The organism is Paenibacillus sp. DP01 (genome assembly GCF_044784315.1).
GTDB lineage: Bacteria > Bacillota > Bacilli > Paenibacillales > Paenibacillaceae > Paenibacillus > Paenibacillus polymyxa.
Map to the genome: position 1 here is coordinate 3,378,775 of NZ_CP173059.1, position 26,447 is coordinate 3,405,221.

The following is a 26,447-nucleotide window of genomic DNA, read 5'->3' on the forward strand; positions in this document are numbered from 1 at the left end:
TTATCTAACATAGAAGCATCCATCTTGAAACAGAATGTTCCACGTTGAACAAGATAAATGTTGATTTTTCAACAAAAAGCACCCTCTTCCGAGGATGCCTGCAAACTGGGATATATGAGCCATCGTTATAAGCTTGTTACAGAGCCCAGCCTTGTTTTATTGGAGATCGGCAACAAAATAGTAAATTCCGTCCCTTCTCCCAGTACGCTAGAAGCTGAGACAGAGCCTCCGTGAGCCTCTACGATGTTTCTAACAATAGCAAGCCCCAGCCCAGTCCCTTTGTCTTCACCACGTACTCTCGCTTTGTCTGCCTTGTAGAAGCGGTCAAAAATATAAGGTAGATCCTCACTGGCAATGCCCACACCTTCATCCTTAATCCGAATGCGGATTAACTCATTCCGTTCTCCTAGAATTTGATCCGCCGCAATGGTAACTTTTTTCCCAGAGGGCGTATGTCTGAACGCATTATCCAGTAAATTGGTCAACACCTGCTCCAGTCTGTCTTCATCTGCCTCAGGCAACACTAAGCGTTGACCTGGCTCATAATAATCGAGTGTCAGTCCTCGTTCCTTGGAACGAACCGTAAATTTCCGGTGAACACGCTCGATCAGTTCATTCATATCCACTTCCTGACGGTACATATCTGTATGACCTGCCTCCATTCGGGCCAAGTCGAGCAGATCCTTGACTAACCTTCCCATACGTAATGATTCATCATGGATGACCTGTACTAGCTCCTCGGACTCTTCCGGTGAACCTGCCATGCCGTCCAGCAAAGCCTCACTGTATCCCTGCATCATAGATAAGGGTGTACGGATTTCATGGGATACGTTGGCTACAAAATCACTGCGCATCTTCTCAAGTTTTACTTCTTCCGTAATATCTCTAAGTACAGCTACTGCACCACGAATAGCGTTATCTGTATACAGCGGCGCCATTTGTACTGACCACGAGCCTTTCTTGACATGGATGTAGTCTCCGACATCCTCGCCTCTGTCCATAACCGTATGGAACAAAGGCAACAAAGGCTCAGGCACAGAAGCTCCGAATTCCTCCAAATCACGCTCCTGCCACTCCAGCTTTTTCCAAATATCCAGCAAACTTTGTGCAGGCGGATTCGTCAAGATGATTTGTCCACTTCTATCGAAGGTAATTACGGCATCAGACATACTTCGCAGTACACTGGATAAATGGTTTTTCTCCTCATTCAGACTGCGGATCGTCGCTTCCAGTTCCGTAGACATATGGTTAAAAGTTTTCGCCAGCTCTCCAATCTCATCGCTGGTCACCAGCGAAAGCCGAGTATCATACCTTCCCTCACGGATGGCATTCGCCGCCTGAATCAACAGCTGCATAGGCTGTGTGATTTTAGTAAAAAGAAATAGAGCAAAAAAGGTCGTCAATAAAAATCCGACAATACATGTATAGGTGAATAAATGCTTGATTTCCGTCGATTCATGCGCCGCAAAATTTCTATTGATATATGGCAATAAAAAAAGCCCCAGAAAAATAAGCACAGAACCTACAAGACAAATGATGGTGATCCACAGCTTGCCTACCAGCGATCTCCAGAAGTTCACGTTATTTTGGAACCTCCAGCTTATAACCTACGCCCCATACGGTCGTAATCATAGCCGCTGCCTCTGGCGATACCTTATTCAGCTTTTCACGAAGCCGTTTCACATGCGTATCCACAGTGCGGAGATCACCAAAGAATTCGTAATTCCAAACATCTTTCAGCAGTTCTTCGCGTGAGAAGACTTTATCTGGCGACACCGCCAAATAATGCAATAGCTCGTACTCTTTAGGCGTTAGACTGATTTCAATTCCGCCTGCAGTTACCCGGTGGGCATCATGCTCAATAATAAGATTTGGAAAAACAATACTATTGCTTGGCACAGCCTCTTTCGTTAAAAAAGCCGTCTCCGACGATCGTCTTAAAATTGCCTTTACCCGGTAAATGACCTCTCGCGGGCTGAAGGGCTTGACCACATAATCATCAGCTCCAACTTCGAAGCCTTGCACGCGGTTCACTTCCTCACCTTTGGCTGTCAGCATAATCACAGGCGTAGATTTGGTTTGACGTAGACGTGTACACACTTCAATCCCGTCCATACCCGGAAGCATCACATCGAGCAAAATAATACTGTAATCGCTTGCAGTCGCTTTTTGGAGAGCAATCTCACCATCCTCAGCTTCTTCAATTTCGTATCCTTCTTTTTCCAGATACATCCGCAGAAGGCGGCGAATGCGTTCTTCATCATCTACAATTAATATGCGGTTGCTTTGTTCTGACATATTCCCAGCCCCTTCGCTAAAAAAAGCATTCTCTCTATTTTACTATTTTCCCGTGCTTGGTCAAACTTTACTCTCATCCAACAGCCTCTTTACACCAAAAAGGCCGGGGTTATGACCCCCGTCCTGTCCGTTTCTTTTTCGTGTTGTCTGATTTGGCAAGTTGAATGAGACGGTTGATTTCGTCCTTGGTTAGGGGTCTGGTGAGACCACGCTTCAAGTTTTGCAGCAATAGATCCCCAAAGGCAATCCGCTTGAGTCTGATAACTGGGTGCGAAATGGCCTCAAACATCCGTCTTACCTGGCGATTTCTGCCTTCATAAATGGTAATCTGGATCACAGATTCCTTACCGTCCGGATCTACATCCTTATATTCTACCTCGGCCGGTGCAGTAATGCCATCCTCCAGCACGATTCCTTTTTTCAGCTTATCCAGCTCAGTACCGTGCGGAACGCCTTTGACTGTAGCCACATACGTCTTCGGCACATGATGCTTGGGATGGGTGAGCAGATTGGCGAACTCTCCGTCATTGGTAAGCAACAGCAACCCTTCGGTGTCGTAATCGAGACGTCCGACCGGATATACGCGTTCCTTGACGCCTTTCAGATAGTCAGACACAATTTTGCGACCTTCCGGATCGGAAGCGCTTGTAATGACCCCTTTGGGTTTGTTCATCATCAAATAGATTTTTTTCTCAGTTTTGATCGGGCGTCCCTTTACTGTAATCATATCTTGATCAGGGTCTGCTTTCGTTCCCAGCTCAGTTACGGTAACCCCGTTAACTTCCACACTGCCCGCCTGAATAAGCTCCTCACATTTACGTCTGGAAGCTACACCGGCTTGGGCCAATATTTTCTGCAATCTTTCCATGTTCGCTAATTCACCTCATGCTAATGATACCCATCCATGAGCAAAATCACAACCCCCGTTCAAAAAACGATGCAAAATTCAAAATACAAGCAAACAAATGGCAATAGCCGCCACAAAACCAACCACATCTGAAAATAGTCCCACTTTCAAGGCATATCGTCCATTGCGGATACCTACCGCACCAAAGTATACAGTTAATACATACAGCGTCGTATCTGTGCTGCCCTGAATCGTTGAAGCAATCCGACCGATCATGGAATCGGGACCATAAGTGCGAATTAAATCCGTCGTGAACGCGAGTGAACCCGTGCCCGTCAATGGACGGAGCAAACCTAAAGGCAGCACCTCGCCAGGTACGCCCCAGTTTTTAATCCACGGGGTTACCCAGGATATTACATAGTCCAAAGCGCCGGATGCTCGAAAAATGCTAATCGCCACCATCATGCCTACAAGATGAGGAATAATGCTGATGGCGGTAGAAAAGCCGTCTTTGGCTCCATCTACAAAAGAATCGTAGACAGGGACCTTTTTGGCATATGCATATAAAGGAATAAAAGCGAGAATAACCGGGATGGCCCAAGTCGAAACGAGGTTAATAAAATTCAGCATGCCTCCCTCATCCTTTCCAAGTGGTGTCCCTGCCCTTAGTAGCTGTGATTCCCGTTCGCGGTACGGCAGGTGAAGATACGGGCGGTACATGTGAAGAAACTACAGATGTTGGTGCAGGCGAGGTACGTGGCGCCAAGGAAGTCTGGGACGGCGGATTCGCTGGAGGACGGCGACGCAATTCTCGACTACGATACCAACGATCCGCCGCAATGGCGGCAAAGGTAGCTATTGCAGTCGCCACCAGTGTCGTTCCGACGATTTCAGCCGGGTGTGCGGAGTGAAAATTTAGCCGAATGGCGATCAACGTTGTTGGAATAAGCGTAATGCTGGCTGTATTCAGCGCGAGCAGCGTACACATGGCGGGTGTAGCGGTTTGCTTATCAGGATTGAGTGTTTGTAACTCTTGCATCGCCTTGATCCCCATTGGTGTTGCTGCATTCCCCAGTCCGAGTAGATTGGCGCTCATATTGGACAAAATGTAGCCCATAGCGGGATGATTACGAGGAACATCAGGAAAGAGAAAGGCGACCAAAGGAGAAAGCAGCTTAGATATTTTCTGTAAGAGCCCACCGTCTTCAGCCAGCCGCATCATACCCATCCAGAATACCAGCACACTTATCAGTCCAAAGCATACTGTAACACCCGTAGTTGCCCCGTCAAAAGCTGCCTTCGTCACCACCTCTATATTTCCCTGTGCGGCTGCAAATACAAATCCTATACAAATCAAAGCCACCCATATGAGATGAATCATGACTGATTCCCCCTTTTCCCAATGATGTGACACCGCAGCTTTATAACATCAAGCCTACTTGCCTTATGCTCCGAACAGATTTTCAAGAATTTCATTCCATTTGCTCGTCCAACCTCGTTGTTGAGTATGGTTTGCAGGAACTTGTGCAGTCGGAGCCTCCTGCTGTGGCTGCACAATAGTTTGAGCAGGCAGCTTACTACCTTTTTCATATACAGGAACGGAACCGATCAATTTACCTTCCAGTAAAAATTCGATCCGTCCTCGTAAACCAAAAGACACGTCAGCTCTATCTGCCGAAGCGGAATTTTTAAACAATACCAGTCTTTTGTGCAATTGAGTCTTCTCACCCTCATGTAAAGGATAAGAAAAACTCGCACCTGTCAAGAGGGGGTAACCCTCAATAGGCTGCTGCTTGTCCGTAATCGGAATGAGGGGATAATAGCGGAAGCCGTAATCAAGCATACGGGCATGATCATTCCAATCGTCCCCGTCATTCAAGGTAACAGCAGCCAGCTGACGCCCCTCACGTGTGGCCGAGCTGACTAGACAGCGAAACGCTTTTTTAGTAAAGCCTGTTTTTACACCGTCAGCTCCCTCATACAGCCGCAGCATTTTGTTTTTATTATGCCATGAGTAGTCCCAGGAATCGTTGGGGTTCGGTGCTTTTTTCAGTTCTGTTTTTACGATACGGGCAAAAGTTGGATTATGCAGCGCATAAGCGGTGAGCCGGGCCATATCGTTGGCTGAGGAATAATGTCCGTCGGCATCCAGCCCATGAGGATTAGCAAAATGTGTATGGTTTAGCCCAAGCTGAACCGCTTTGTCATTCATTAAATGGACAAATCCCTCTTCTGTTCCACCCACATGCTCGGCAATGGCAGAAGCTGCATCATTACCAGAACGGAGCATTAAGCCATACAGCATATTTTCCAGCGTCATTTGTTCACCCATCTGCAAAAAAAGCGATGATCCTTCTTTGGCATACGCCGTTGAACTCACCTTTACTCGGTCCTGCAAGCGTCCATGTTCAATGGCTACAATCGCGGTCATAATTTTGGTTAGGCTAGCTATACGGAGCTCCCGGTCACCTTCGGCTGAATATATGATCCGTCCTGAAGTGACATCAATTAAAGAAGCAGCCTGGGCATGAGTTCCTAACGTGGGCGGTGTTGCTTCTGTTCTCATTGCTCCCAGAACAGGCTGTGGACTCAGCAATGTAAGCGGCAATGACAAAATAAGCATAAGCGCTAGCGGCAAAACAAATGCGCATGCCTTATTCTTATAATGGATGTGGTCCACATGGATATGTTGTTTTTTTTTTAACATTTGGATTCCTCCGGTTTTGAGCAAGTCTTGTACCATTCTATGTCCAAGCTGTTCAAAGTATGTCCACCTTTATAACAGAAAATTCCTTATACAGGACAGTCATTAGCCGCTCCTGTTTTGCTTTCTTTCTACGTTAACCAAGCAACTTGCAACCCTGAACACATATAATATTAGTTACTAACGTTAAATATGAAATCGAGGGGGGATACAACATGCAGAGATTACAGTTTGAAATGATTTTAAGATCGCGGATTGTAGAGTCCGCACAAGCATTACATCAAAGTGGTGTATCCTTTGCCACTTTTGCTACCGCGCGTTGCAACCCGCAATTTTGGGAGTTAACGGAAAAAGGCGGTTTTCGGATCAAAGCAGGCGTCACTCCGGCGCAGGGGATCAGAGATATCTTTATAAATGGTCAACAATACGCTTTTGAATGTGCAACAGCAATGGTTATTGTGTTGTACAAAGGAGTACTGGATTCCATTCTAGAAAGTGAGTTTAATCAGATTTTTGCAGATATGCTGTTGTATGATTGGCAATATGACAGTGATCTCAGGCTTATACAACAGCAAGGCAGCCATAAAGCAGTACCTGGGGACATCCTGTATTTCAACAATCCAGATGTGTCGTCAGATTCATTGGAATGGAAGGGAGAAAATGTCGTCAAATTGAAGGAAGATTCATTCTATGGCCATGGGATTGGCATCTTGCCGGCTCAAGGTATTATTGATTCGCTTAATCGACATCGTCGCCCCGATGCCACGGTATCTGCTTATTTGACAAATGAAGTGATCTACCCTGACTTCGTTTACCTATCACAGTTCGCACCCGAAGAAAACCGAGAAAATGAACTATCAGTGAATACATTTTATTACCAAGAATTCAGTCACTGTATACATGCTGTCATTGGCGGAAGGCAGTATATTCAGGAATAGGGCCGAGTGCATACTAAAAAGAAGGTATTCCTAGGCCATTCTTTGGCTTTGGGATACCTTCTTAAGAGAACACTTTTAATTTCAATAACTTTTACAAGTAAGCCGGTCCAGATTGACTTTGATCCGTATTAGCATTTGCAGGTACCTGTGGAGGTGGAGTCTGCATGTTGCTGCCTGAATTCTGGAAGATAGACTGCACCTTATCGATCAGGTATGGTGTGGAGTCGATGATTTTCTCAAACAGATGCGTTTGATTGTCCAACGGAACGATTTGTGCTCCCTGTTTGCCGACAACTAGGAAGGCAATGGGATGTATAGATACACCACCACCGCTACCGCCACCAAAAGGATGTACTTCCTTCCCACTATGATTACCCGATGAGGAAGTATGAAGCGACTCTTCATCTACGTTAAAATCACTTCCGCCGGCTGCGAAGCCAAATCCTACCTTACTGATTGGCAAAATAACGGAACCATCGGGTGTTTCCACTGCGTCTCCCACAATCGTATTCACGTCCACCATGGCCTTGATGTTCTCCATCGCGGTTTGCATGAGCCCTTGAATCGGATGATCTGACATGTTTTATTCCTCCTCTGCTTATCTCAAGCGTAGACTGCTTTTCTTTCGCTATTGTGCGCAAAGGTTCAGGAAATATGTATGTCAATCCTCTACACTGTTTATTCTTTACTGTTGGCTTGATGATTCTCAGGAGCTTTGGAAATAACCCGCTTCCATGCCTCTATGCCTCCCGGAACGCGCCATATGCGGAAAGATAATCTGAGCATGGAAAAGATTAAATAACCGAACGATATTTTTGCTTCACAATTCAAGATGGTAGTAAAACGTAGCCGATCCACCCAATAAGGCACCACAAACACCTTTGGGGTACATTCCATGCGCACAATGCTGGAAGCAAAACCGATCAAGCTCGTTTTTAACCCCCACAACATACCAGTTGAGGTCGCTGTATAAGCTGCGTCAGCCAGACTAATATTGGTAGACCACTCCATTTTCGACACTGTTACATGAGCCAATGTATGTCTCAGCCATCGCTGTAAGGATTGTGTACCCTTGAGCAAAACCCGTATATCATGTATAAATTGCTTGATTTTTTCGGTGTCAATATTTCCGCTATCCACAGAAGCATCCGTTTTATGTATATTTTTATTGCGGTCAAGCCGATAGAGAAGCCCTTTTTTCAAACCTGTAATGAGAATGGCTGGAATATCGTAATCCATTTTGATCAACCCGTATAGAAATCTGATCTCTAAATGCGCCCGATCATCATTGTCATGCTTGGCAATTTCCAGCTTCAATCGAATACGAGAGAGCAGAATAGCCAGTACAATGAATATAACGATGATGATGGCGATACTGATCCATTTCCACACTGGCGAGTCCTCCCTACCTTTTTGCTATAGAATATCATGGCAAAAATAGTATGACCTTTCAGCGGGAAATCATGCATCTTAAAATGCCAAACAGCCAGCCCTCAACGACGTAAGGACTGGCTGTCTTTTGAATTTTTTGAATTTAAGATTCCGGATCCGAATCGTTCTCCGTAGGCTGGCTACTCTCCAGACGCTCGAACAATAGCTGTGTCTCTTCTTCTAAATTGTCTGAATCCTCGAACTGCTCCGGTTGCGGTAGATCTTCAAGAGAGCCTAGACCGAAATAATCCAAAAATGATTTCGTCGTTCCGTACAATATTGGTCGTCCGATGGCCTCAGCTCGACCTTTCTCTTCAATGAGCTCCTTGTTGACCAGTGTATGTATGGCCCGCTCGGATTTGACACCTCGAATCTCTTCGATTTCAACTCTTGTAATGGGCTGGCGGTAGGCCACAATGGCCAGTGTCTCCAAAGCAGCTTGAGACAATGAGGCACGTGCCGGAGAGTAGGCGAGCTTTTCAAAATAAGGTGCATGTTCGGATAAAGTTGCAAGCTGATAATGACCAGCAATACGGACAAGCTGCAGGCCTCTTCCTCCTTGCTCCATATCCTGTTTCATATCCTCCAGACACTTTTCAACCAGCTCTTGCTGCTGTTCTACAATGTCGGCGATCTGCTTGGTGGACAACCCTTCCTCTCCCGCGAGAAACAGCAGCCCCTCAATAATTGATTTCAGCTTCAGATAATCCATTAACCCGTAAATCCCCTCTCCACTCCATTACAATATCATCGAAAAGCTTCTCCTGATAACAGAAGATTTGCTTCATTTTCATCAATTCAAGGATAGCCAAAAAGGTTACAACCACCTCATGCCGATACATATCCTCATGCATCAGCTTGGAGAACAGCAGCCGTCCTCCATTCCCCACCTTCTCTAACGCCCCGATAACTTGCCGGATACGGTCCTTGACTGAAATTTCGTCCCGATGAACACGGGTTACCGTCGTACGTCGTTCAGCTTTGCGCAATGCACGCTGAAAGGCCGCGACCAAATCGCTCGCATGCAGCCCATGCACCGGATTTGCGGGTTCGGTTGGCAGGAATGCGCTCAAATCTTCCGGCTCCTTGCCATAAATCAGACTACGTTCCCACTCCCGTTCGCTCAGATGGCGAGCAATCCCTTTGTATTTACGATACTCCACCAGCTTGCGAACCAGTTCCTCGCGTGGATCATAGTCTTCTTCTTCATAAAAATCCAAATCGTCATATTCCATCACAGGTGGCTTGGGAAGCAACAATTTACTCTTAATGGATAAGAGCGTCGCCGCCATCACTAGAAACTCGCTTGTAATGTCCAGCTCCAGCTCCTGCATACTGTGCAAAAAAGCCATGTACTGATCAGTAATATCGCTAATCGGGATATCCTGAATGTCGATCTCGGCTTTATCAATCAGATGCAACAGTAGATCCAGCGGACCCTCGAATGTTTCCAGCTTGTAATTTACGACTGTCAATGTGCTTCCCCCTGCCTTACTCCAATCATCATTCAACAATACCTTTCCCCATTAGCACTTATGCTCTACGTTATCAATCCCTCTTTCTGTAGTATATACGTCATCGCCTTGCTTAACAATCTAATCCCTTTTCCACTTTGCAGTTTATGCCGTTCTTTCAGCCATTTATATCATTAGAACTGCTTACCGAGATTGGCCATTTCAATCGCAGCCAGCGCAGAATCCCAACCTTTATTACCAGCCTTTGTACCTGCCCGTTCTATGGCCTGCTCAATATTTTCCGTAGTCACTACACCAAAAATAATAGGGACACCCGTTTTCAGACTGCTTGCCGCCACACCCTTGGCCACTTCATTGCAGACGATATCATAGTGTGAAGTAGAACCACGGATAACCGTGCCAAGCGTAATGACAGCATCATACTTTCCACTTGCGGCCATTTTTTGTGCGATAAGCGAGATTTCAAATGCACCCGGCACCCACGCTACATCAATTTCATCTTCCTGTGCACCATGTCGTTGAAGTGCATCAAGTGCACCGCTCAACAGTTTGCTTGTAATAAATTCATTAAATCTGCCCACCACAATACCATACTTTAAACCATTCGATACGAGATTACCTTCCAGAAAACGTGCCATGCTTATCAACCTCTCTTTTTTTGAATTATTTACAATGACAAACGACGACGGTAGTCGATTAAATGCTGAATGCTAATCAGCTTCAATTGATGTCGCTTGGCGATCACGACCAAATCAGGTAAGCGGGCCATCGAACCATCTTCCTTTATAATTTCGCAAATGACCCCGGCAGGCTTAAAGCCGCTGAGTCGGGCCAGATCGACAGCCGCTTCAGTATGACCGGCACGCTGCAAGACCCCACCATCGCGAGCAATTAGCGGGAACATGTGACCAGGTTTGCGAAAATCGCTGCCCGTGATTGCTTCGTCGGCTAAGGCACGAACAGTCAAAGAGCGCTCGGCCGCTGAAATCCCCGTTGTTGTCTTCATATGATCTACCGATACCGTAAAGGCGGTACCGTGAAAATCTGTGTTTTGCTCTACCATAGGATGCAATTCCAATGCCTTGGCTCGGTGCTGTGTGATCGGCACACAGACCAATCCGCGACCTTCTGTAATCATGAAATTGATCACCTCGGGCGATGCTTTTTCAGCCAAAGCGATAAAGTCGCCTTCATTTTCCCGCTGTTCATCATCCACTACAATAACGACTTTGCCGTTCTTTAAATCCTCCAATGCTTCTTCGATGGAATCCAATCGAATCTCTTCGTCGTGGTGCAACTCATCCTGCTCCATGATGTTTGTCGTTGCACTTGTTTGGATGCCTCTATCCATAACCCTCTCCTCCTTATGTCTTGTGTCACGAATGCTCCTGAACCAATTTTTCTATTATTCTGTAACAGGCTGTATCAGGCAAAGCCGTGTTTCGCCAAATAGTCCAAACTAAGTGGGGCTTGATCGGCTCTCTCCATCGACGCTGAACCTCTGTAATGTAAAAGTTGCTCCACATATTTGCCCAATATATCGCATTCAATATTCACGGTATCTCCCTCACGTTTGGCTTGTAAGGCCGTTTCGGCTAAGGTGTGGGGGATAATAGATACAGCAAAGCTATTTCTCGTCCGCTGCGCGACTGTGAGGCTGATACCATCAATTGTAATTGACCCTTTGAGAAGAACATATTTAAATAATGCTTGATCAGAAGGCTCAACTTCGAACACTACCGCATTCTGCTCTGATGTCACTCCGCGAATCGTACCCGTCCCGTCCACATGTCCCTGTACGATATGTCCTCCGAATCTTCCACTCGCCGCCATCGCCCGCTCCAAATTGACTCGACTGCCGGATCTGAGTTCCCTTAGATTACTGCTGCGAAAAGTCTCAGGCATCACATCAACCTTAAAATCTTTAGTACCAATCTGTATTGCCGTCAGGCAAACACCATTCACCGAGACACTGTCGCCTATTTTCAAATCGTCCAATACCACAGAACCCGAAATACCCAGCACCATCGCTTCACCACTTTTGGAAATACTTTGAATGCGACCCACTTCCTCGACCAATCCGGTAAACATGCTTTCACTCCTTTCCACTACATTTCAGTTTATCCCTAATTCATCAGCTGTAAGCGCAAATAACCCCCAGTCAGGATTCAATCCGTCATGGGGGTGATGAGAGTCACATATGTAGTATACAAGCGCAGTTCATACATGTATTAAAATGACATGAAATCATAGGTCTGCCAAAAGAAAGCATGATGACAATACAGCCAATTACGCTCAGAACACTATCGAAAAGAAAGCTTAATAAAAGCTGTCGTCCGATGCTGTCCTACAACGAAATAAGCCGTACGTACTTTTACGTATGCTAAAAATTGGCACATGTCACGTCATGCACATGCGCTTCGTATCCTTCTCCCATCCAGACTATACTGTCGGTCCCGGAATTGCACCAGGTCCACCTTCTGCTGATTGTTCAGCATCCGGGTCACGGACTAAGCCATGCTGTGTTCGCAGAAGCGATTCACAAACATGTCATCACCGCCGGTGGGGAATTTCGCCCCGCCCCGAAGGATCTTGCTCTTATTTAATTGAATTAACATTAAACTTGTTACGTATATTAGCACCGACTTCTAAAAAAAGCAAGTTATCTAATCGAAGCCCCTGCTTTGCTTTTGACATATTGAGTGGAGAGTTCCTCAAACCAGGTTTTATCATTCATATGAAGCGCCAGGTCAATCAGATCGGCCAGTTCGTCGACTCCAAGCTGCGTATCATGATCAAAGGTAATGACAGCTGAAGCAACAGGTCCTCGCTCTCCCTCAGAACATGCTTCATAATCCAGTCTTACATCCACATGCCCATCAATAAACTCGCATTTTAGAAAATAAATAATTTCACACATTAAAATAGGGCGCACTTGTGTTTCTAACACGCAATCCATCACCTTGGCAGAATAATGCTGGTTCGTCAGCGTGAATTTGTGTTCTGTTGCCGCCAGCGATGCCCGTCCAAAATCATCCGTAAACTTGAGTTCCACTGGCGTGATGTTCATAACCTTGGGGATTTGCTTCTTTATAATTTCAATTATTTCAACTGTGTTCAGCTTAATCATTACCTGCACCTCATTGCATCTTAAAATTCAGAAGAAGACTTTATAACATACCTTCTATAGGCCTCCACTCCTATATCGGAAATCATTACCTGTTTTTTTATGCTTCAACCCATAAACGCAAAAAAAGATTCCTGGCGCAGCAAGCGCTAGGAATCTCAATCGAACCGGTGCCGAAACAGCGGCTAACAATGTTACACGATTATTATGCAAAAAACAGAATTATAACTCCGAAATTTCATGTTTCTTTTTCAGGATAGTCCAGCGACGCTCAATCTCCTGCTCAAAGGTAGCCAGCGTTGCTTCCTCTTTGAGAAGATGCTTCGTTTTACCCATTAATTTTAGCCATTCTGCGGCTGGAATCCGTTTTCCCTTGTCTTCCGGATTGTACGTAATCGTCGTGCTCCCTTGTTCGATTTCGTACAAAGGAAAGAAGCAAGACTCGACTGCGGCGCCCACGATGCTAGTACCCAATCTGTCTTCGGATTTCCAGTTGAGTGGGCAGGCGCACAGAATTTTACCATATGCCGTACCCACGTTGTTGGCGTACCATTGAGCCTTGGCGGCTTTGCGCAGCATATCCTGCGGATGACTTTCGGCTGCTGTAAAGGCATACGGGATGTTACAGGCGGCCATAATTTGCACAGTATCCTTATGATGCCCTTGTTTCCCTTTTTGCATTTTCCCTACACCCGACGTACTCGTCATATGCCCCATTGGAGTGGAGTACGATTGCTGAGAGCCTGTATTCATGTATCCCTCGTTATCATATTCCAGCATGATCAGTTTATGGTTACGCAGAGCCGCACCAATCGCAGAACCCATACCAATATCCATCCCGCCGTCACCACTGATCATGATAAAGGTCGGATCATCCGACATCTCAATTTCATTACGTCGCTTCATCTCCATGTAAGCTTCCAGCGCTCCTGAAAGGGTAGCGGCCCCGTTTTGAAAAAGATTATGGATCATCGGTTGCTTGTGTGATGTGTATGGGTACCCTGTCGTCACCACATATACGCAGCCAGTCTGGAACAGTACAACAATGTCGCCTTCAATCCCTTTAAAAAACAGTTCTAGTGCAGACAAGGCTCCACAACCAGGACAAGCCCCATGACCCGGAGTAAGACGGCGTGGTTTGGTTGTTAACGAACGCAGAGGTGGTACCTTGACTTTGAGCTTCCCGGTCGCCTCATCCGGCGTAACCTGAATCAGACCCGTACGGTATGCATTGCCACGTGGTGGCTGCATGACTTGCGGCATCACCTTGTCCGCTGAACCCGGATTAATCCCGTAATAATCAAAGGGCTTCTCCGCTCGTCCAGCCTCTACCGCCTCAATCGCAAGCTGGAAGAACGCCTCTGCATCTTCCGCATAAAAATCCTTTCCTCCCAAGCCAAAGATACGGCTCAATACGAGGGTTTGATTCAGTGGGTCCTCCTGCAACGCCGCCTTAATTTCGTGCGTCAAATTACCGCCATCTGATCCGTACGAATCTGCACGTTCACCCACCAACAACGCCTTGACATGGCGCAACGCCTCCCGCAGTTGTGCGGCTGGGAACGGCCGGATAATATTCGGACGAATCACACCAGCTTTAATGCCACGCGCACGGAGTTGATCCGCCACATCCTTGGCCGATTCAGCCGCCGAATTCAGCAGAAATACCGCAACCTCAGCATCCTCCATATGATACAGGTCCAAAATCGGATATTCCCGACCGGATAAAGCAGCATATTCTGCTGCTACCTGCTCATATACTCCTTCTGAAAGCTTCAACGCTTCGGACAGTTGAACGTGATTATTCGTCAGGTCATCACCGTTCATATGCGCACCCACAGTGACAGGATGATCAAAATCCGTAATATTCGGATAATTCAGGTTCGGATTGGGGCCTACAAAATCGCGCACGGTCTCTGCATCGGCAAAATATTGCACTTTACGTTTTTGATGAGATGTATAAAAACCGTCGTATGCGACCATTACAGGCAACCGTACATCGCTATGCTCTGCGATTTTGAGGGCCATGATGTTCATATCATACACAGCCTGTGGCGTACTTGCCGTCAAAATGACCCAGCCTGTATTCAAACCATAATACAGGTCCGAATGATCCCCCCGAATATCCAAGGGACCACTGACAGCTCTTGTCACCAGGTTCATAACCATAGGGAAACGGGTACCTGACTGAACAGGCAACTGCTCCAGCATGTACAGGAAACCTTGCGAACTGGTGGCGTTCACAACCCGCGCTCCAGCTGCCGCAGCTCCATAACAAATCCCTGCCGATCCGTGTTCTCCATCGGCTGCAACCAGTTTAATATTATGCTGACCACGCGTTTTCATTTGATCCAGATACTGCGCTACCTCGGTCGATGGAGTGATCGGGAAATATCCCATCATATGATAATTGATCTGCGCAGCCGCCGTAGCTGCCATTTCATTACCGGATTCGAACGTTGTCACTTGTGCGGCGCCCGTCTGTTTGAGTTCCTCCTCCAGTTTTGCCATTACGCACGCCCTCCTTCATATACCGGAAATTGGTGGGCAACACGATGCTGCTCCGCCCAGCCCCATTGCTCGCGACGCGAGCTTAACGCCCCCGATGGGCAAATATCTACACATTTCAGACATCCTTTGCAATACTGGTAATCAATCCCTTGCAAAAACGGCATCATTCTTCCGCGTTTGTCTGCTTGCTCTTCCCATACAAAACAGTAATCCGGGCAGATCGAATCACACTTGGCACAATGGGTACATTTATCAGCTTCATATTCAGGCACATAACCCTGACGTGAACCACTAACATCTTTCGTCATGCTGTTGCCCTGAGTTGCAATAACGCCCCCCAGCAATTGAGTTTCGTACCCTAGCAAAGGCTGCGGACGTTCAAAAACCCGATCCTGCGCATCAGCAGTAACCGGATATACATGTAGTTGCATTTCTTCAAAACCACGATTAAACGTACGCAGATTAGGTTCCACTAATTGTGGATTTTTCTTTTCAAAGGTACTGCGAATAACCGATCTCATTGCTTCCGGGTCCAGGAAATCACAGACACGGAACAAGGCACCTAGCATGGACGTATTTAGTTTGGTCCGCTCTTCCAGTGCGATCCCCATTGCATCGACCACTGCTAATGTACCAGATACCAGTCCCAAATCAGCCCGTATTTCTTCTGCCGGACGTGTGGAATTGACCACTACAATCCCATCCGCTGGCAGTCCGCTGATCACATTTACCGTTTTGTATAATGTTTCATGGAAAATGCCTACCACATGCGGTTGCTCAATCGGACTGTGATCCCGAATATCCACCTCCGGCTCACAAAAGCGAACAAAGCTTTTAACCGGGCTTCCCTTCTTTTCCGAACCATAGGATGAGAAATTTGAAGCATTCAGCCCTAGACCAAGCACCCCGGTTTCGGCTAACATTTTGCCAGCCAGATTAGCGCCGAGTCCACCAATGGATTCCAGCCGGATTTCAAAAAATCCGAGTCGATTTGTGCGCGTTAAAATAGACAATGTGATAAGCCCCCTTCTTTTCCAACTCTTACTGAGCTTGAATACTCATATAAAATAAATGGAAAATGCATTCTTATGAAAAGGCTATCACAACACTTACTTTTCGAATGTGATCTTACGCACTGTAATACCTACGTGATTGTAAAAATCAGCAAACCGTCAAACAAAAGACAACAAAAGCCGCCCTGTCCAAAGACAGAACGGCTTAAGTACAACACTATTTAAAGAAATTTAAATCATGCATGTAATGGTAAATTACACGTCAAATACTTTAACCTCTTTCATTTTGTCGCCTTGTTTTACAGCATCAATGAATTCCATACCTTTGGTTACTTTACCAAATACAGTATGTACTCCATCTAAATGCGGCTGTGGAGCGTAGCAAATAAAGAATTGGCTGCCACCTGTGTTGCGACCTGCATGAGCCATGGACAGAACGCCTTTGGCATGCTTGGTTGTATTCGTAGCTGTTTCACAGTCAATGGTGTAGCCAGGACCGCCTGTACCATTACCGATCGGACAACCACCTTGAGCAACAAAGCCCGGGATGACGCGGTGGAAGCTCAATCCGTTGTAGTAACCGCTGTTTGCCAGCTTTTCAAAGTTAGCAACGGTGTTTGGAGCTTCTTCTGGGAAAAAGTCAATTTCGACGATACCGCCGTTTTCAAGATCTATTCTACCTTTTTTCATTGTTTGTATCTCCTTTTCAACCTGTTTTGAGAACTAAATAACATCAAGTTCCAGTTTACTATGAATTGGCGCGCTTAGCAAAGCCTTGTCCAAAAAAAGGGGCCATTGTCCCCGGTTTATGATTACCGACGCAATGGCCTGCTTGATTTTAGAATTCCACAATCAGGACGAAACCGTAATCTTGGCATTGGGCTGAACCACTGAGCTGGCTTGATCACGAACCAAGCGCTGTGGCAAAACATCGTTGCGAACAATATCCTCGTAGGTTTCCCGACGCACTACCAGCTCAGCCTCACCGTTGTTAACAAATACAACTGCTGGTCGGCGTATCCGGTTATAATTGCTCGCCATGGAGTAATTATAAGCTCCGGTTGAGGCTACAGCGAGCAAGTCTCCGCTATTCGGGCGAGGCAGTTCTACATCCCAAATAAGCATATCGCCGCTCTCACAGCATTTGCCTGCAATAGACACTGTTTCTTCGTTCGCATCTTGTGCTCGATTAGCCAGCATCGCTTCATACTTGGCCTGATACAGTGCAGGACGTGGATTATCTGTCATTCCGCCGTCTACGGAAACATATTTACGAACCTGCGGAATATCCTTGATGCTTCCTACCGTATACAAGGTTGTACCTGAATCACCTACAATACTTCGTCCCGGCTCAATCCAAATTTCTGGAAGCTCATCGTAAAGTCCAGAAAAATGAGTTTTCACCGCTTCGCCGATAGCCTGTACATAGGTGGATAGTTTCAGCGGTGTGTCCTCCTCTGTATAACGGATGCCAAATCCACCACCAAGATTAATCACCTTGAAGGAAAACTGAAGCTGCTCCTTAATCTCTCTGCAAAAAGCTGCGACCCGCTCGGCAGCCATTTGGAAGCCATTGACTTCGAAGATTTGCGAACCGATATGAGAATGTACTCCCAGCAGATTAAGATGATCCAGCTTGATAGCCTGTTCCACCGCTTGACGGGCTGTACCATTCGCAATGTCAAAGCCAAATTTTGAATCTTCTTGACCTGTGGCCATATATTCATGCGTATGCGCTTCAACCCCCGGCGTAACCCGCAGTAAAATATTGACCTGTTGTCCTTTTTCAGAGGCGAGAGCCTGTAACAAATGCAATTCCATCTTGCTATCAACGACGAAGCAGCCAATGTGCGCCTCTAACGCCATTTCAATTTCTTCCGGCGTCTTGTTATTGCCATGAAAATGGATTCGTTCTGCCGGGAATCCTGCTTGCAGCGCTGTGAACAGCTCTCCGCTGGAAACAACGTCAAGCGACATTCCTTCTTCAGCAGCTAAAGCGCACATGGCCATAACACAAAATGCTTTGCTTGCATAAGCCACTTGAAACTTTAAACCGGTCTCACGAAATGCTTCTATAAATTCCCGGCAACGCCGGCGGACTAACTGTTCGTCTACAATATATAGCGGCGTGCCAAAACGCTCTTTCAAAAGCGTGGTATCACATCCACCAATCTCCAAATGTCCATTGCTGTTAATTTTACTGCTTCCATGCAAATACATGTTCTGGCGCCTCTCTTTCTGGAACAAGCTAGTCATATTCCATCGAATGTTTACACCAGTATAGCAAAAAAAACATCAAGAACAATGGATTTTTATGCAGATCATTTATATTAATGCTCCTGTCCATTGCCTGAGTTCGAATCTGTGTTGGCATCCGTATGGGGCATACGCGTATTGTCCCTCGTTTTATTAAATGACGGGCGGTTAGGCGCATCAAGCACAGGCATACGGAACAAGATGGAAGCTAACGCTTTAGCATTAAAAGGAATGAACGGCCACAAATACGAAGAATTATATGACCGATGCAGCGTCAGCATCAAAATGATCAGTGTCGTGCCGACGACAAAGCCTGGTACGTGAAAAATAGCAACAGCAACCAGCAGGAATAGTCGAATCAGTCTATTCGCCAGTCCCAACTCATAGCTCGGTGTTGCGAACATCCCTATGGCAGCAACAGCCATGTACAAGACGACCTCATTTACGAATAGTCCCGTTTGAACTGCTATATCGCCAACCAGAATGGCTGCGATCAAACCCATAGCGGAAGCCAGTGGTGTCGGGGTATGCACAGCTGCCATTCGCATAAGATCGACCCCTAGTTCCACAATGATAAATTGGGCAATCAGCGGAAGATGAGCTTCCTTCTGAGGACCAATAAAATCGAGAAACGCCGGTTTTAACTCGGGATTGATGACCATTAGCAGCCACATCGGAAGCAGAAACATTGAGGCGAATATGCCTAAAAAACGCACCCAGCGTAAATAGCTACCCATAAAAGCGGTTTGCCGATTCTCTTCTGCATGCTGGCACAGGTCAAAAAAAGTGGTAGGCAAAATCATTACGCTGGGTGAGGTATCAACGAAAATAACGAGCCTTCCTTCCATAATATGCGAAGCCACAACATCTGGTCGCTCTGAATATCGTACTAATGGATATGGATTCCAACCTTTATTGATAATTGTCTCCTCTAATTGCTTATCGGCCAGAGGAATACCATCCAGATTAACATTTTTAATTTTGTCTCGTACCGTATCCACCATGACCTTATCCACAATATCATCAATGTAGCCTAAGCATACATCTGTTCGGGTTCGGCGTCCGACCTGCATAGCCTCAAATTTAAGTCCGGGGTCTCGCAAACGCCGACGCACTAAACCTACATTCGTAAGCATCGTTTCCGTAAAACCATCGCGTGCACCGCGCACGACTCTCTCCAAGGAAGGTTCTTCTGGACTCCGTACCGGGTAATTACGAGTATCCAGAATAACAGAAAAACGCTCGCCTTCCATGAAGAGAGCACTCATTCCCGTCAACACCTTGTTTATGACGACGGACATCTTATCCGTCTTCTCCACCTGTATATGTGGAATAAAATTTTCAAAATACGCTTGGAGTCCAGCTGAAGTCATGTCATCCGGCGTCAGATAGGTAAGCCGCTTTAGCACCTCAAGCATGATCTGATCCTTGGCAAAGGTATTCAGGAACAGATACCCAATATGGCGGCCACCTGTTGTCATTTCCCTGAACACAACATCAAAGGTCTCTCCCAAACCCAATACCATTTTAAGAGTTTCACGATTTTCCTTCATCTTTGGAGAAATATCATCCTCAACCTGCCAATAACGAATGGATTCCTCTACATTATCAGAACGCTCGCTTTCTTTTTTGTGCTTAAGACGAGCGGCTTCCTGCTCCTGCTTTTGCTTCCAGGAGCCCGAACTTTCCCCATCAGTCTTATTTTCCCTTCCTATTGCTCCGTCTCCATGATAATGCTCCTGCTGATCCTGATCCGTTCTGTGATCCATATCTCTTGCCCCCTTCTTCTTCGCTATTAACGGTTGTATACAAACCAATCAAATAAGGAACCCGTTACCTTGCCAAGCACCATTGCCATTAACAGACCGAACATGTATACAGTCATATGGAGTCGCTTGGCCAGTATGGGCAGGAGATTCAGCACCTCTGTCAGAGCCGCGGCGAGCAAGCCAATAAACACTCCGCAAAATAGCCCGGGTATCCATGTAAACATGCCCGGTAATGGCAAGCAAATGTTCCAAAAATCGGCCACGGTTCCCACCACTGAACCTAAAATCATCGCCTTTTCGTATGCACGTGATTTTTTATACGTCCGGGTGAGTTGTGCTAATCGCGGCATGATATCCAGCACAATAAAAAAAGCAATCACACCGCTACCTACCGCCAGCCCCCCAGCGATACCCAAAATAATCTGAAGTGCAGCCTGTACAAATATCATGGTTTCTTATCCTTTGTCTGCAAACGAGCCATCTTTTCATACTCCTCTGCCACAACATACTGATCCACATTTTCCTGATACAGATACATTTCCACCTCCAGGGGGGTCGGCTCCTCATTCCATTTTTTCTTGAACAAGTGATTAAAAAATACGATCATGCCAAAGCCGATGCCGATCGAGTAAGCAATTTGGAACAAGTACGGATGCTCATCCTTTTGTCCCGTAATCATCTCCACAATCCGAACCTGTACCTCCATCATGCTAACGTCAGCATGAAAGTTCATAATCGTCAGCGCAGAGCCAAAAAACAGCAGCAACCATACTAACACGAACAGTATTTTGGATGGCTTACGGGGTCTTTCCACGAGTTCCACAAGTACATGCGGTTTCCCGAGAGATTCAACTACGACTCCCGGAATATGATCTCTAATTTTTGATATGATTTGTAGCATGTCCACCAGTATCAGGTTACCGTCCTGCTTCTGCGGCCGCTTGAGAACAAGCTCAAGCAGATCCTTTTCCCATTCGGGCTCCGTCAGCAGGTGGGCTACATCGCCCAAATGTAAATCCTGCCCTTGGATCATACGCACACGGCTGCGGAGCCGCAAGTAGACAATAGGAGCCGGACTATGATTCATCCGATTCCCTCCTTATCCTCGTAATTACCGATTAGTATGGGGCGAAGCAAGCAAACCTATTCTGTGTATTGTCTTTTGTCACACGCAAAAAAGAGTACTCCTGGCCATTAAAATGGCTTTGGAATACTCTTTAGAATGCGTTAGTATAAGGATTTCACTCACTAAAATCCTGTCTTCATTATTGGGCAATCTGATCGCGGATCAGTTGTAAAATCTTTTTTTCCAATCGTGATACCTGCACCTGAGAAATGCCAAGACGACTTGCAACCTCTGACTGAGTCTGATCCCGGTAATAACGCAGGTACACAATCAATCGCTCCCGTTCAGATAATCCGCCAATGGCCTCATTCAGCGCCAGCTTGTCGAACCATCTTTCCTGCGATTCGTCGGCAATCTGATCCATAAGTGTAATCGGGTCTCCGTCATTTTCAAACACTGTTTCGTGAATGGAGGTAGGTGGCTTATTGGCCTCCTGCGCAAAAACAACATCCTCCGGTGTCACTCCCAGCTCATCAGCAACCTCCTTGACTGTAGGCAGGCGATTGAGCCGTTTGGACAGCTCGTCCTTCATTTTACGGACCTTATTGGCTGTTTCCTTCAAGGAACGGCTAACCTTGAGTGTACCATCGTCTCGAAGGAAGCGTTGAATCTCACCAATAATCATTGGTACTGCATATGTTGAAAATTTGACTTCGTAGCTGAGATCGAATTTATCCACCGATTTTAACAATCCGATGCAACCAATTTGAAAAAGATCGTCAGGTTCATACCCCCGGTTCATAAAGCGCTGCACGACAGACCAGACGAGCCGGATATTACTATTGACCAGTGTCTCACGAGCATCATTATCACCAGATTGACTCAGTGCAATAAGCCGCTTGACTTCTGTATCCTCCAAATAGCTGTGCGAAGTTTTTTTTCCTCCTGCTTCCATAGGATCAACTCCTAATTATATAAAGCTTTCTTGGATTCAATCCTTTTCTTCATCCGGACCGACGTGCCTCCGCCCGGCTCACTGACTGCTTCGAACTCATCCATGAAATTTTCCATAATCGTAAAGCCCATGCCGGAACGTTCCAATTCAGGCTTGGACGTATAGAGAGGCTGCTTGGCCAGCTCCAGATCCTCAATTCCCCGTCCTGCGTCCTCAACGACCAACGTGATCACGTCCGCTTCAATTCCGACTTTAATCGTTACGACACCTGACGGATCACTGTCATAGCCGTGAATAATACTGTTTGTCACCGCTTCAGACACAACGGTCTTCAAATCGCTAAGCTCATCCATTGTGGGATCAAGCCTGGAAATGAAGGCTGCCACAGCCACGCGGGCAAATGCTTCATTTTCCGATTTTGCGGCAAACTGCAAGCTCATGAAATTGTTTCCCGTGCCTTCTCTCATGACACAACCTCCAGTTCCGTGAGCGCATTTACCTCGTTGTCATAAATGGGCATGATTTTAAACAAGCCTGACATATCCAGCAGTCGATGTACCGGCGGATTGACATCACAGACTGCCATTTTCCCGCCCTTTTGCTTGATCAGTTTGTATCGTCCCAAGATAACGCCAAGGCCGGAACTATCCATAAACTGAAGATTCTTCAGACTGAGCACGATATGCTCGCATTGCCGGCGCTGAATCGCCTCATCCATTTGCATACGGACCATATCCGACGTATGGTGATCAAGTTCACCAGACAGCCTTACAATAAGTACTCCCCGGTGATGCTCCATTTCAATTTGCAGGTTCATGCTTACTCACTCTCCTCCCGGTCTTGGACAAGGATTTCTACGTAGTCGCAGACGATTCCTGCCCTCCGACAAAACTAGAAGAAAACCCCGTTAAATCTACAAAGAAAATAGGTTCGACATGGTACGTTTAAACAATTTCCACCAGCCGGCCTTCTCGATAGCCACAGGCGAAGTGATATTAAACTCCTTAAGACGTTGTCCATTCTGATAGACGACCAGCTTACCAACGGGGTCACCCACCCGGACAGGAGCTTTAAGGCTTGGGGTCAACTGTAGCTCGTGACGCAGCGTTTGTTTGTTGCCGCCTTTTTTCACCAGCACACTGTAAGAACGGTCAGCCTGAATTTCCAGCTCTGGCAATACACCTTTTTCAACTTTTACACTGCCCAGCTTTTCACCTGGCTTATATATGGATTTCATTGTATATTGAGAAAATGCGTAATCGAACATGGAAGAAACCTCATTATTGCGTATCTTCGTGTTCGGCTCACCAAGTACGACAGCTACGACACGTAAGCCATCACGCTTCGCCGTAGCGGAAAGACAGAACTTTGCTTCTGACGTATAGCCCGTTTTCAGACCATCTGCTCCGGTATAGAAGCGAACAAGCTTATTCGTATTCACCAGCCAAAAGGGCTTGACCGAGGATTTGCGCAAATAGTCCTGATAAGCTCCCGTATATTTCGTAATGTGCGGATATTTCAACAGTTCCCGGCTCATAACCGCAATATCATGCGCAGAGGAATAGTGATTTTCTACGGGTAAACCGTTGCAATTGGCAAAATGCGTATCTTTGAGTCCAAGCTGCTGCACCTTGGCGTTCATCATCTCGACAAAAGCCTGTTCAGAACCTGCAATTTTCTCAGCCATCGCTACAGAGGCGTCGTTGCCCGAAGCCATCGCAATTCCCTTCAGCATCTCATCGACCGTCATTTCTTCTCCCGGCTCTAAGAAAATTTGCGAGCCTCCCATTGAAGACGCATACTCACTGGCCCGTACTTTATCGGTCAGCTTGAGCTTGCCATCATGAATGGCCTCCATTGTTAGCAGCATCGTCATGATCTTAGTGATGCTTGCTGGAGGAAGCTTTTCACGACTGTTTTTTTCATAGATGACTGTGCCTGTATCTGCATCCATCAAGATCGCCGAAAGGGCCTCGGGAGCCAGCTCAGCTGCTGAACCTACTTTGGTTTTGCTTTCAGGTCTGCTTTCTTCGGCCCAACCGCCGACAGGGACGGCAGTCAAGGCTACCAGACAAGCCAGGATGAACGCCACCACTTTTTTCTTCACAATCGGTCCCCTCCTCAACATATTGGCGTAAAGAGCCGGAGCCCATTTACTGATCTCTCCGGTCTATTCGCGTGCTGCTAACCATTGTCGTCAGAATGAAAGAAAAATATTCCATATGAATAAAAACATCAAATAGCACCAAGCTGAGCCAGCATGGTGCGTATTTCCCGATATATATACGACACAACATCTATCGTCTGTAAAAATGACCTATAAAAATCGTCTAAATCCGGCTAACGGTAAGATATGTAATACCCCCACCCGGTAAAATATCCACTGCATTTTGACTAAATACCCGTATATCAATAAAAGAATTCGCTTCGAGTCTAAGTTCCATTGCTCCATTCAATGCACCATAGTTCAGTCCGCCAATCACCCTGTCATCGAGATAAGCATAGGCAGAACTTCCAGTTAGCTGCTCATCATTCAAGTGAAGTGCCAGCCGTGTCCGGTTACCATCTACTTGGGGATCGGTCGAAATGTAGACTTGTATTCTGTATTTCCCAGCTCGCTTGGCTCGCCATCGGCTATTCGAACCATCGAATTCGGTCAACTCATCATGATTAATTTGATTAAACCTTACTTTCTGCCAGCTACCTGCAGGGATATTTTGCCTTGAACCAAGATAGGCTTTGACAAAGGTTTCATTCAAATGTTCTATACCGTTATTCGAATATTTTTCTACGAGCAACAAAGCTTGCCCTGTCCCATGATTCTCGTCATAACGATGATTGCTATAGCTAAAATCCAAATGTGAGCGAAGTGTCACCTGTTGTGTGGAGGAGCTGCCAGAGAAACAAATAAGCTGTTTGAGATTACGGGGATATCCGCCCACCTCGTCCACCAAAACTTTTTTGCCAATGACCACATCCACAAAATAATTGCACACCGATTGGGTGTCATCGTATTTGTCTGCTATCGCCAAAATAGAGTCGCGCAGGGCAACATTTTTGGTTTCTTTCGTAGCACCAATTTGAATAAAAGAAGGTACTGTCATCTTGTGTTCTCTGCTTAGTCCTTCGAACCAGCAGCCTAAAAATTCTGCATTCATAAAATCATTTATTAAAATGGGAATATCACTGGAGCTCCCATCCTTAATGTGCTGACTAGCCATGAATCTCGCCCCGTTAGAACTATTCAGATCCAGCGCCGTATCGTTCCCGAGCGTAAAAAGCGCAATGCTTGTAAACTGTGAACTTCTGTTCTGCAAGTGAATCCCTATTTTATTGTAATTTATCTCCGTGCATTTAAATAAGTTCACATCACTTTCATAGCCCCAAAAAGCCGTTTCAAAATGCTCAATCAACACGTTATCCAGGACAACGCCGCCGCCCTTCCAGTCCTGAATGCCCATAGTCCCTTTGCCATAATACCCGCGCTTCACTGACTGCGAAAACGGATTATTTAAGGTGGCTCTGTCGGTCCCTTCGTACCGGATCGATAAGTCATGGAACTGCACATTTTGAAAGCCACTAAACGATGGCAGACTTTCGTCTCCAATTTGGAAACAAGGACCCGTACCATAATATTCAATCGAAGTGACTCCCTTACCCTGTCGGTATCTGCCCTTATGAATCCCAAAAATGCGCACACCCTGCTTGCGAATCTGAAGGGTAGATGTTATTTTGTATCGACCACTGGGGATGTGAAGAATGGAGTAATCGGGAGTCTTGTTAATCAATTCTTGCAAAGCTGCCGTGTCGTCCTGAATACCATCACCAGCAGCTCCAAACCAGCTTACGTTTACACTGCGTTCCATGAATTCTTTTTCAATGGCTTTAAAATTGTCATTTAATTGCTGAGGCGTTAACTCTTTGCCCGTACCACTCAAATTCAACTTCAAACGGTCTGTAAAATCCGCCACCCAAACACCCCCATTGTTAAAAACGTGAAAATACTTTCAGACTATACCGAAGAATTCTTCATTTTCTTAGCATGGACTGAGTATAT

General features: G+C 46.2%; 27 protein-coding genes and 1 riboswitch. Of the genes, 1 reads left to right on the forward strand and 26 read right to left on the reverse strand.

Annotated features, from left to right (window positions below):
* Window positions 1–125: 125 nt before the first annotated feature.
* From ACH59B_RS14870 to ACH59B_RS14895, 6 genes are all read right to left on the reverse strand, one after another.
* On the reverse strand, window positions 126–1,580 hold the full coding sequence (locus ACH59B_RS14870) for an ATP-binding protein (protein ID WP_044785215.1): 1,455 nt from the start codon (window positions 1,578–1,580) through the stop codon (window positions 126–128).
* A gap of 1 nt (window position 1,581) precedes the next feature.
* Window positions 1,582–2,298: a response regulator transcription factor gene (locus ACH59B_RS14875; RefSeq protein WP_013371713.1), complete on the reverse strand. Its 717-nt coding sequence runs from the start codon at window positions 2,296–2,298 to the stop codon at window positions 1,582–1,584.
* Window positions 2,299–2,407: 109 nt separating this feature from the next.
* Window positions 2,408–3,166, reverse strand: coding sequence for a pseudouridine synthase (locus tag ACH59B_RS14880; protein ID WP_013371714.1), 759 nt, complete (start codon window positions 3,164–3,166; stop codon window positions 2,408–2,410).
* 78 nt (window positions 3,167–3,244) lie between these two features.
* On the reverse strand, window positions 3,245–3,775 hold the full coding sequence (locus ACH59B_RS14885; RefSeq protein ID WP_014599983.1) for a spore maturation protein: 531 nt from the start codon (window positions 3,773–3,775) through the stop codon (window positions 3,245–3,247).
* A 7-nt stretch (window positions 3,776–3,782) separates the two neighbouring features.
* Window positions 3,783–4,526 (reverse strand): nucleoside recognition domain-containing protein, encoded by a 744-nt coding sequence (locus ACH59B_RS14890; RefSeq protein WP_044785216.1) that lies wholly within the window; start codon window positions 4,524–4,526, stop codon window positions 3,783–3,785.
* Window positions 4,527–4,589: 63 nt separating this feature from the next.
* A complete protein-coding gene (locus ACH59B_RS14895) occupies window positions 4,590–5,852 on the reverse strand; it encodes a D-alanyl-D-alanine carboxypeptidase family protein (protein WP_404301947.1) in 1,263 nt (420 codons plus the stop codon).
* Between the two features lie 212 nt (window positions 5,853–6,064).
* On the opposite strand from ACH59B_RS14895, the gene ACH59B_RS14900 reads away from it, so the two are divergent.
* Window positions 6,065–6,787, forward strand: a complete 723-nt coding sequence (locus tag ACH59B_RS14900; RefSeq protein WP_044785218.1) for a hypothetical protein — start codon at window positions 6,065–6,067, stop codon at window positions 6,785–6,787.
* Between the two features lie 91 nt (window positions 6,788–6,878).
* On the opposite strand, the gene ytfJ is transcribed toward ACH59B_RS14900, so the two are convergent.
* The 20 genes from ytfJ to ACH59B_RS15000 form a co-directional block, all read right to left on the reverse strand.
* Entirely contained in the window at window positions 6,879–7,367 is a 489-nt protein-coding gene (gene ytfJ / locus ACH59B_RS14905; RefSeq protein ID WP_016822238.1) for a GerW family sporulation protein, read from the reverse strand.
* 98 nt (window positions 7,368–7,465) lie between these two features.
* A complete protein-coding gene (locus tag ACH59B_RS14910; protein ID WP_404301950.1) occupies window positions 7,466–8,179 on the reverse strand; it encodes a DUF2953 domain-containing protein in 714 nt (237 codons plus the stop codon).
* A gap of 142 nt (window positions 8,180–8,321) precedes the next feature.
* The gene (scpB, locus tag ACH59B_RS14915) at window positions 8,322–8,930 is read right to left on the reverse strand and encodes an SMC-Scp complex subunit ScpB (RefSeq protein ID WP_019687880.1); all 609 of its coding nucleotides are present in this window, start codon (window positions 8,928–8,930) and stop codon (window positions 8,322–8,324) included.
* Window positions 8,899–9,693 (reverse strand): ScpA family protein, encoded by a 795-nt coding sequence (locus ACH59B_RS14920; RefSeq protein WP_017427525.1) that lies wholly within the window; start codon window positions 9,691–9,693, stop codon window positions 8,899–8,901. The genes scpB and ACH59B_RS14920 overlap by 32 nt, the downstream gene beginning before the upstream one ends.
* A 173-nt stretch (window positions 9,694–9,866) precedes the next feature.
* Window positions 9,867–10,331, reverse strand: a complete 465-nt coding sequence (gene ribE / locus ACH59B_RS14925) for a 6,7-dimethyl-8-ribityllumazine synthase (protein WP_025366264.1) — start codon at window positions 10,329–10,331, stop codon at window positions 9,867–9,869.
* A 29-nt stretch (window positions 10,332–10,360) separates the two neighbouring features.
* A complete protein-coding gene (ribB, locus tag ACH59B_RS14930; RefSeq protein WP_016822243.1) occupies window positions 10,361–11,044 on the reverse strand; it encodes a 3,4-dihydroxy-2-butanone-4-phosphate synthase in 684 nt (227 codons plus the stop codon).
* Between the two features lie 74 nt (window positions 11,045–11,118).
* Window positions 11,119–11,784, reverse strand: coding sequence for a riboflavin synthase (ribE, locus tag ACH59B_RS14935; protein ID WP_016822244.1), 666 nt, complete (start codon window positions 11,782–11,784; stop codon window positions 11,119–11,121).
* 330 nt (window positions 11,785–12,114) lie between these two features.
* Window positions 12,115–12,287, reverse strand: a riboswitch (FMN riboswitch).
* Window positions 12,288–12,355: 68 nt separating this feature from the next.
* Window positions 12,356–12,823: an IDEAL domain-containing protein gene (locus ACH59B_RS14940; RefSeq protein ID WP_016822245.1), complete on the reverse strand. Its 468-nt coding sequence runs from the start codon at window positions 12,821–12,823 to the stop codon at window positions 12,356–12,358.
* A gap of 219 nt (window positions 12,824–13,042) precedes the next feature.
* Window positions 13,043–15,331 carry a thiamine pyrophosphate-dependent enzyme gene (locus tag ACH59B_RS14945; protein ID WP_016822246.1) on the reverse strand — a complete coding sequence of 763 codons (2,289 nt, stop codon included), beginning with the start codon at window positions 15,329–15,331 and terminating at the stop codon, window positions 13,043–13,045.
* Window positions 15,331–16,344 (reverse strand): 2-oxoacid:acceptor oxidoreductase family protein, encoded by a 1,014-nt coding sequence (locus tag ACH59B_RS14950; RefSeq protein ID WP_016822248.1) that lies wholly within the window; start codon window positions 16,342–16,344, stop codon window positions 15,331–15,333. The genes ACH59B_RS14945 and ACH59B_RS14950 overlap by 1 nt, the downstream gene beginning before the upstream one ends.
* 255 nt (window positions 16,345–16,599) lie before the next feature.
* Window positions 16,600–17,034 carry a peptidylprolyl isomerase gene (locus tag ACH59B_RS14955; RefSeq protein ID WP_013310775.1) on the reverse strand — a complete coding sequence of 145 codons (435 nt, stop codon included), beginning with the start codon at window positions 17,032–17,034 and terminating at the stop codon, window positions 16,600–16,602.
* Between the two features lie 162 nt (window positions 17,035–17,196).
* A complete protein-coding gene (lysA, locus tag ACH59B_RS14960; protein WP_016822250.1) occupies window positions 17,197–18,564 on the reverse strand; it encodes a diaminopimelate decarboxylase in 1,368 nt (455 codons plus the stop codon).
* Between the two features lie 110 nt (window positions 18,565–18,674).
* Window positions 18,675–20,369 carry a spore germination protein gene (locus ACH59B_RS14965; protein WP_016822251.1) on the reverse strand — a complete coding sequence of 565 codons (1,695 nt, stop codon included), beginning with the start codon at window positions 20,367–20,369 and terminating at the stop codon, window positions 18,675–18,677.
* A 26-nt stretch (window positions 20,370–20,395) separates the two neighbouring features.
* Window positions 20,396–20,818 (reverse strand): stage V sporulation protein AB, encoded by a 423-nt coding sequence (locus tag ACH59B_RS14970; protein WP_016822252.1) that lies wholly within the window; start codon window positions 20,816–20,818, stop codon window positions 20,396–20,398.
* Window positions 20,815–21,456, reverse strand: a complete 642-nt coding sequence (locus tag ACH59B_RS14975) for a stage V sporulation protein AA (RefSeq protein ID WP_016822253.1) — start codon at window positions 21,454–21,456, stop codon at window positions 20,815–20,817. Before ACH59B_RS14975 ends, ACH59B_RS14970 begins: the two co-directional genes overlap by 4 nt.
* 178 nt (window positions 21,457–21,634) lie before the next feature.
* The gene (sigF, locus tag ACH59B_RS14980; RefSeq protein WP_016822254.1) at window positions 21,635–22,390 is read right to left on the reverse strand and encodes an RNA polymerase sporulation sigma factor SigF; all 756 of its coding nucleotides are present in this window, start codon (window positions 22,388–22,390) and stop codon (window positions 21,635–21,637) included.
* Window positions 22,391–22,401: 11 nt separating this feature from the next.
* The gene (gene spoIIAB / locus ACH59B_RS14985; RefSeq protein WP_013310781.1) at window positions 22,402–22,857 is read right to left on the reverse strand and encodes an anti-sigma F factor; all 456 of its coding nucleotides are present in this window, start codon (window positions 22,855–22,857) and stop codon (window positions 22,402–22,404) included.
* Window positions 22,854–23,207 carry an anti-sigma F factor antagonist gene (spoIIAA, locus tag ACH59B_RS14990; RefSeq protein ID WP_016822255.1) on the reverse strand — a complete coding sequence of 118 codons (354 nt, stop codon included), beginning with the start codon at window positions 23,205–23,207 and terminating at the stop codon, window positions 22,854–22,856. Before spoIIAA ends, spoIIAB begins: the two co-directional genes overlap by 4 nt.
* 96 nt (window positions 23,208–23,303) lie before the next feature.
* Window positions 23,304–24,497, reverse strand: coding sequence for a D-alanyl-D-alanine carboxypeptidase family protein (locus ACH59B_RS14995; RefSeq protein WP_016822256.1), 1,194 nt, complete (start codon window positions 24,495–24,497; stop codon window positions 23,304–23,306).
* Window positions 24,498–24,720: 223 nt separating this feature from the next.
* Window positions 24,721–26,361: a glycosyl hydrolase family 28-related protein gene (locus tag ACH59B_RS15000; protein ID WP_404301959.1), complete on the reverse strand. Its 1,641-nt coding sequence runs from the start codon at window positions 26,359–26,361 to the stop codon at window positions 24,721–24,723.
* Between the last annotated feature and the right edge of the window lie 86 nt (window positions 26,362–26,447).

Coding starts and splice junctions, on each gene's coding strand:
- ACH59B_RS14875 (WP_013371713.1), bottom strand. CDS start 2,298: ATGTCAGAACAAAGCAACCGCATATTAATTGTAGATGATGAAGAACGC.
- ACH59B_RS14880 (WP_013371714.1), bottom strand. CDS start 3,166: ATGGAAAGATTGCAGAAAATATTGGCCCAAGCCGGTGTAGCTTCCAGA.
- ACH59B_RS14885 (WP_014599983.1), bottom strand. CDS start 3,775: ATGCTGAATTTTATTAACCTCGTTTCGACTTGGGCCATCCCGGTTATT.
- ACH59B_RS14890 (WP_044785216.1), bottom strand. CDS start 4,526: ATGATTCATCTCATATGGGTGGCTTTGATTTGTATAGGATTTGTATTT.
- ACH59B_RS14895 (WP_404301947.1), bottom strand. CDS start 5,852: ATGTTAAAAAAAAAACAACATATCCATGTGGACCACATCCATTATAAG.
- ACH59B_RS14900 (WP_044785218.1), top strand. CDS start 6,065: ATGCAGAGATTACAGTTTGAAATGATTTTAAGATCGCGGATTGTAGAG.
- ytfJ (WP_016822238.1), bottom strand. CDS start 7,367: ATGTCAGATCATCCGATTCAAGGGCTCATGCAAACCGCGATGGAGAAC.
- scpB (WP_019687880.1), bottom strand. CDS start 8,930: ATGGATTATCTGAAGCTGAAATCAATTATTGAGGGGCTGCTGTTTCTC.
- ribE (WP_025366264.1), bottom strand. CDS start 10,331: ATGGCACGTTTTCTGGAAGGTAATCTCGTATCGAATGGTTTAAAGTAT.
- ribB (WP_016822243.1), bottom strand. CDS start 11,044: ATGGATAGAGGCATCCAAACAAGTGCAACGACAAACATCATGGAGCAG.
- ribE (WP_016822244.1), bottom strand. CDS start 11,784: ATGTTTACCGGATTGGTCGAGGAAGTGGGTCGCATTCAAAGTATTTCC.
- ACH59B_RS14940 (WP_016822245.1), bottom strand. CDS start 12,823: ATGATTAAGCTGAACACAGTTGAAATAATTGAAATTATAAAGAAGCAA.
- ACH59B_RS14945 (WP_016822246.1), bottom strand. CDS start 15,331: ATGGCAAAACTGGAGGAGGAACTCAAACAGACGGGCGCCGCACAAGTG.
- ACH59B_RS14955 (WP_013310775.1), bottom strand. CDS start 17,034: ATGAAAAAAGGTAGAATAGATCTTGAAAACGGCGGTATCGTCGAAATT.
- lysA (WP_016822250.1), bottom strand. CDS start 18,564: ATGTATTTGCATGGAAGCAGTAAAATTAACAGCAATGGACATTTGGAG.
- ACH59B_RS14965 (WP_016822251.1), bottom strand. CDS start 20,369: ATGGATCACAGAACGGATCAGGATCAGCAGGAGCATTATCATGGAGAC.
- ACH59B_RS14970 (WP_016822252.1), bottom strand. CDS start 20,818: ATGATATTTGTACAGGCTGCACTTCAGATTATTTTGGGTATCGCTGGG.
- ACH59B_RS14975 (WP_016822253.1), bottom strand. CDS start 21,456: ATGAATCATAGTCCGGCTCCTATTGTCTACTTGCGGCTCCGCAGCCGT.
- sigF (WP_016822254.1), bottom strand. CDS start 22,390: ATGGAAGCAGGAGGAAAAAAAACTTCGCACAGCTATTTGGAGGATACA.
- spoIIAB (WP_013310781.1), bottom strand. CDS start 22,857: ATGAGAGAAGGCACGGGAAACAATTTCATGAGCTTGCAGTTTGCCGCA.
- spoIIAA (WP_016822255.1), bottom strand. CDS start 23,207: ATGAACCTGCAAATTGAAATGGAGCATCACCGGGGAGTACTTATTGTA.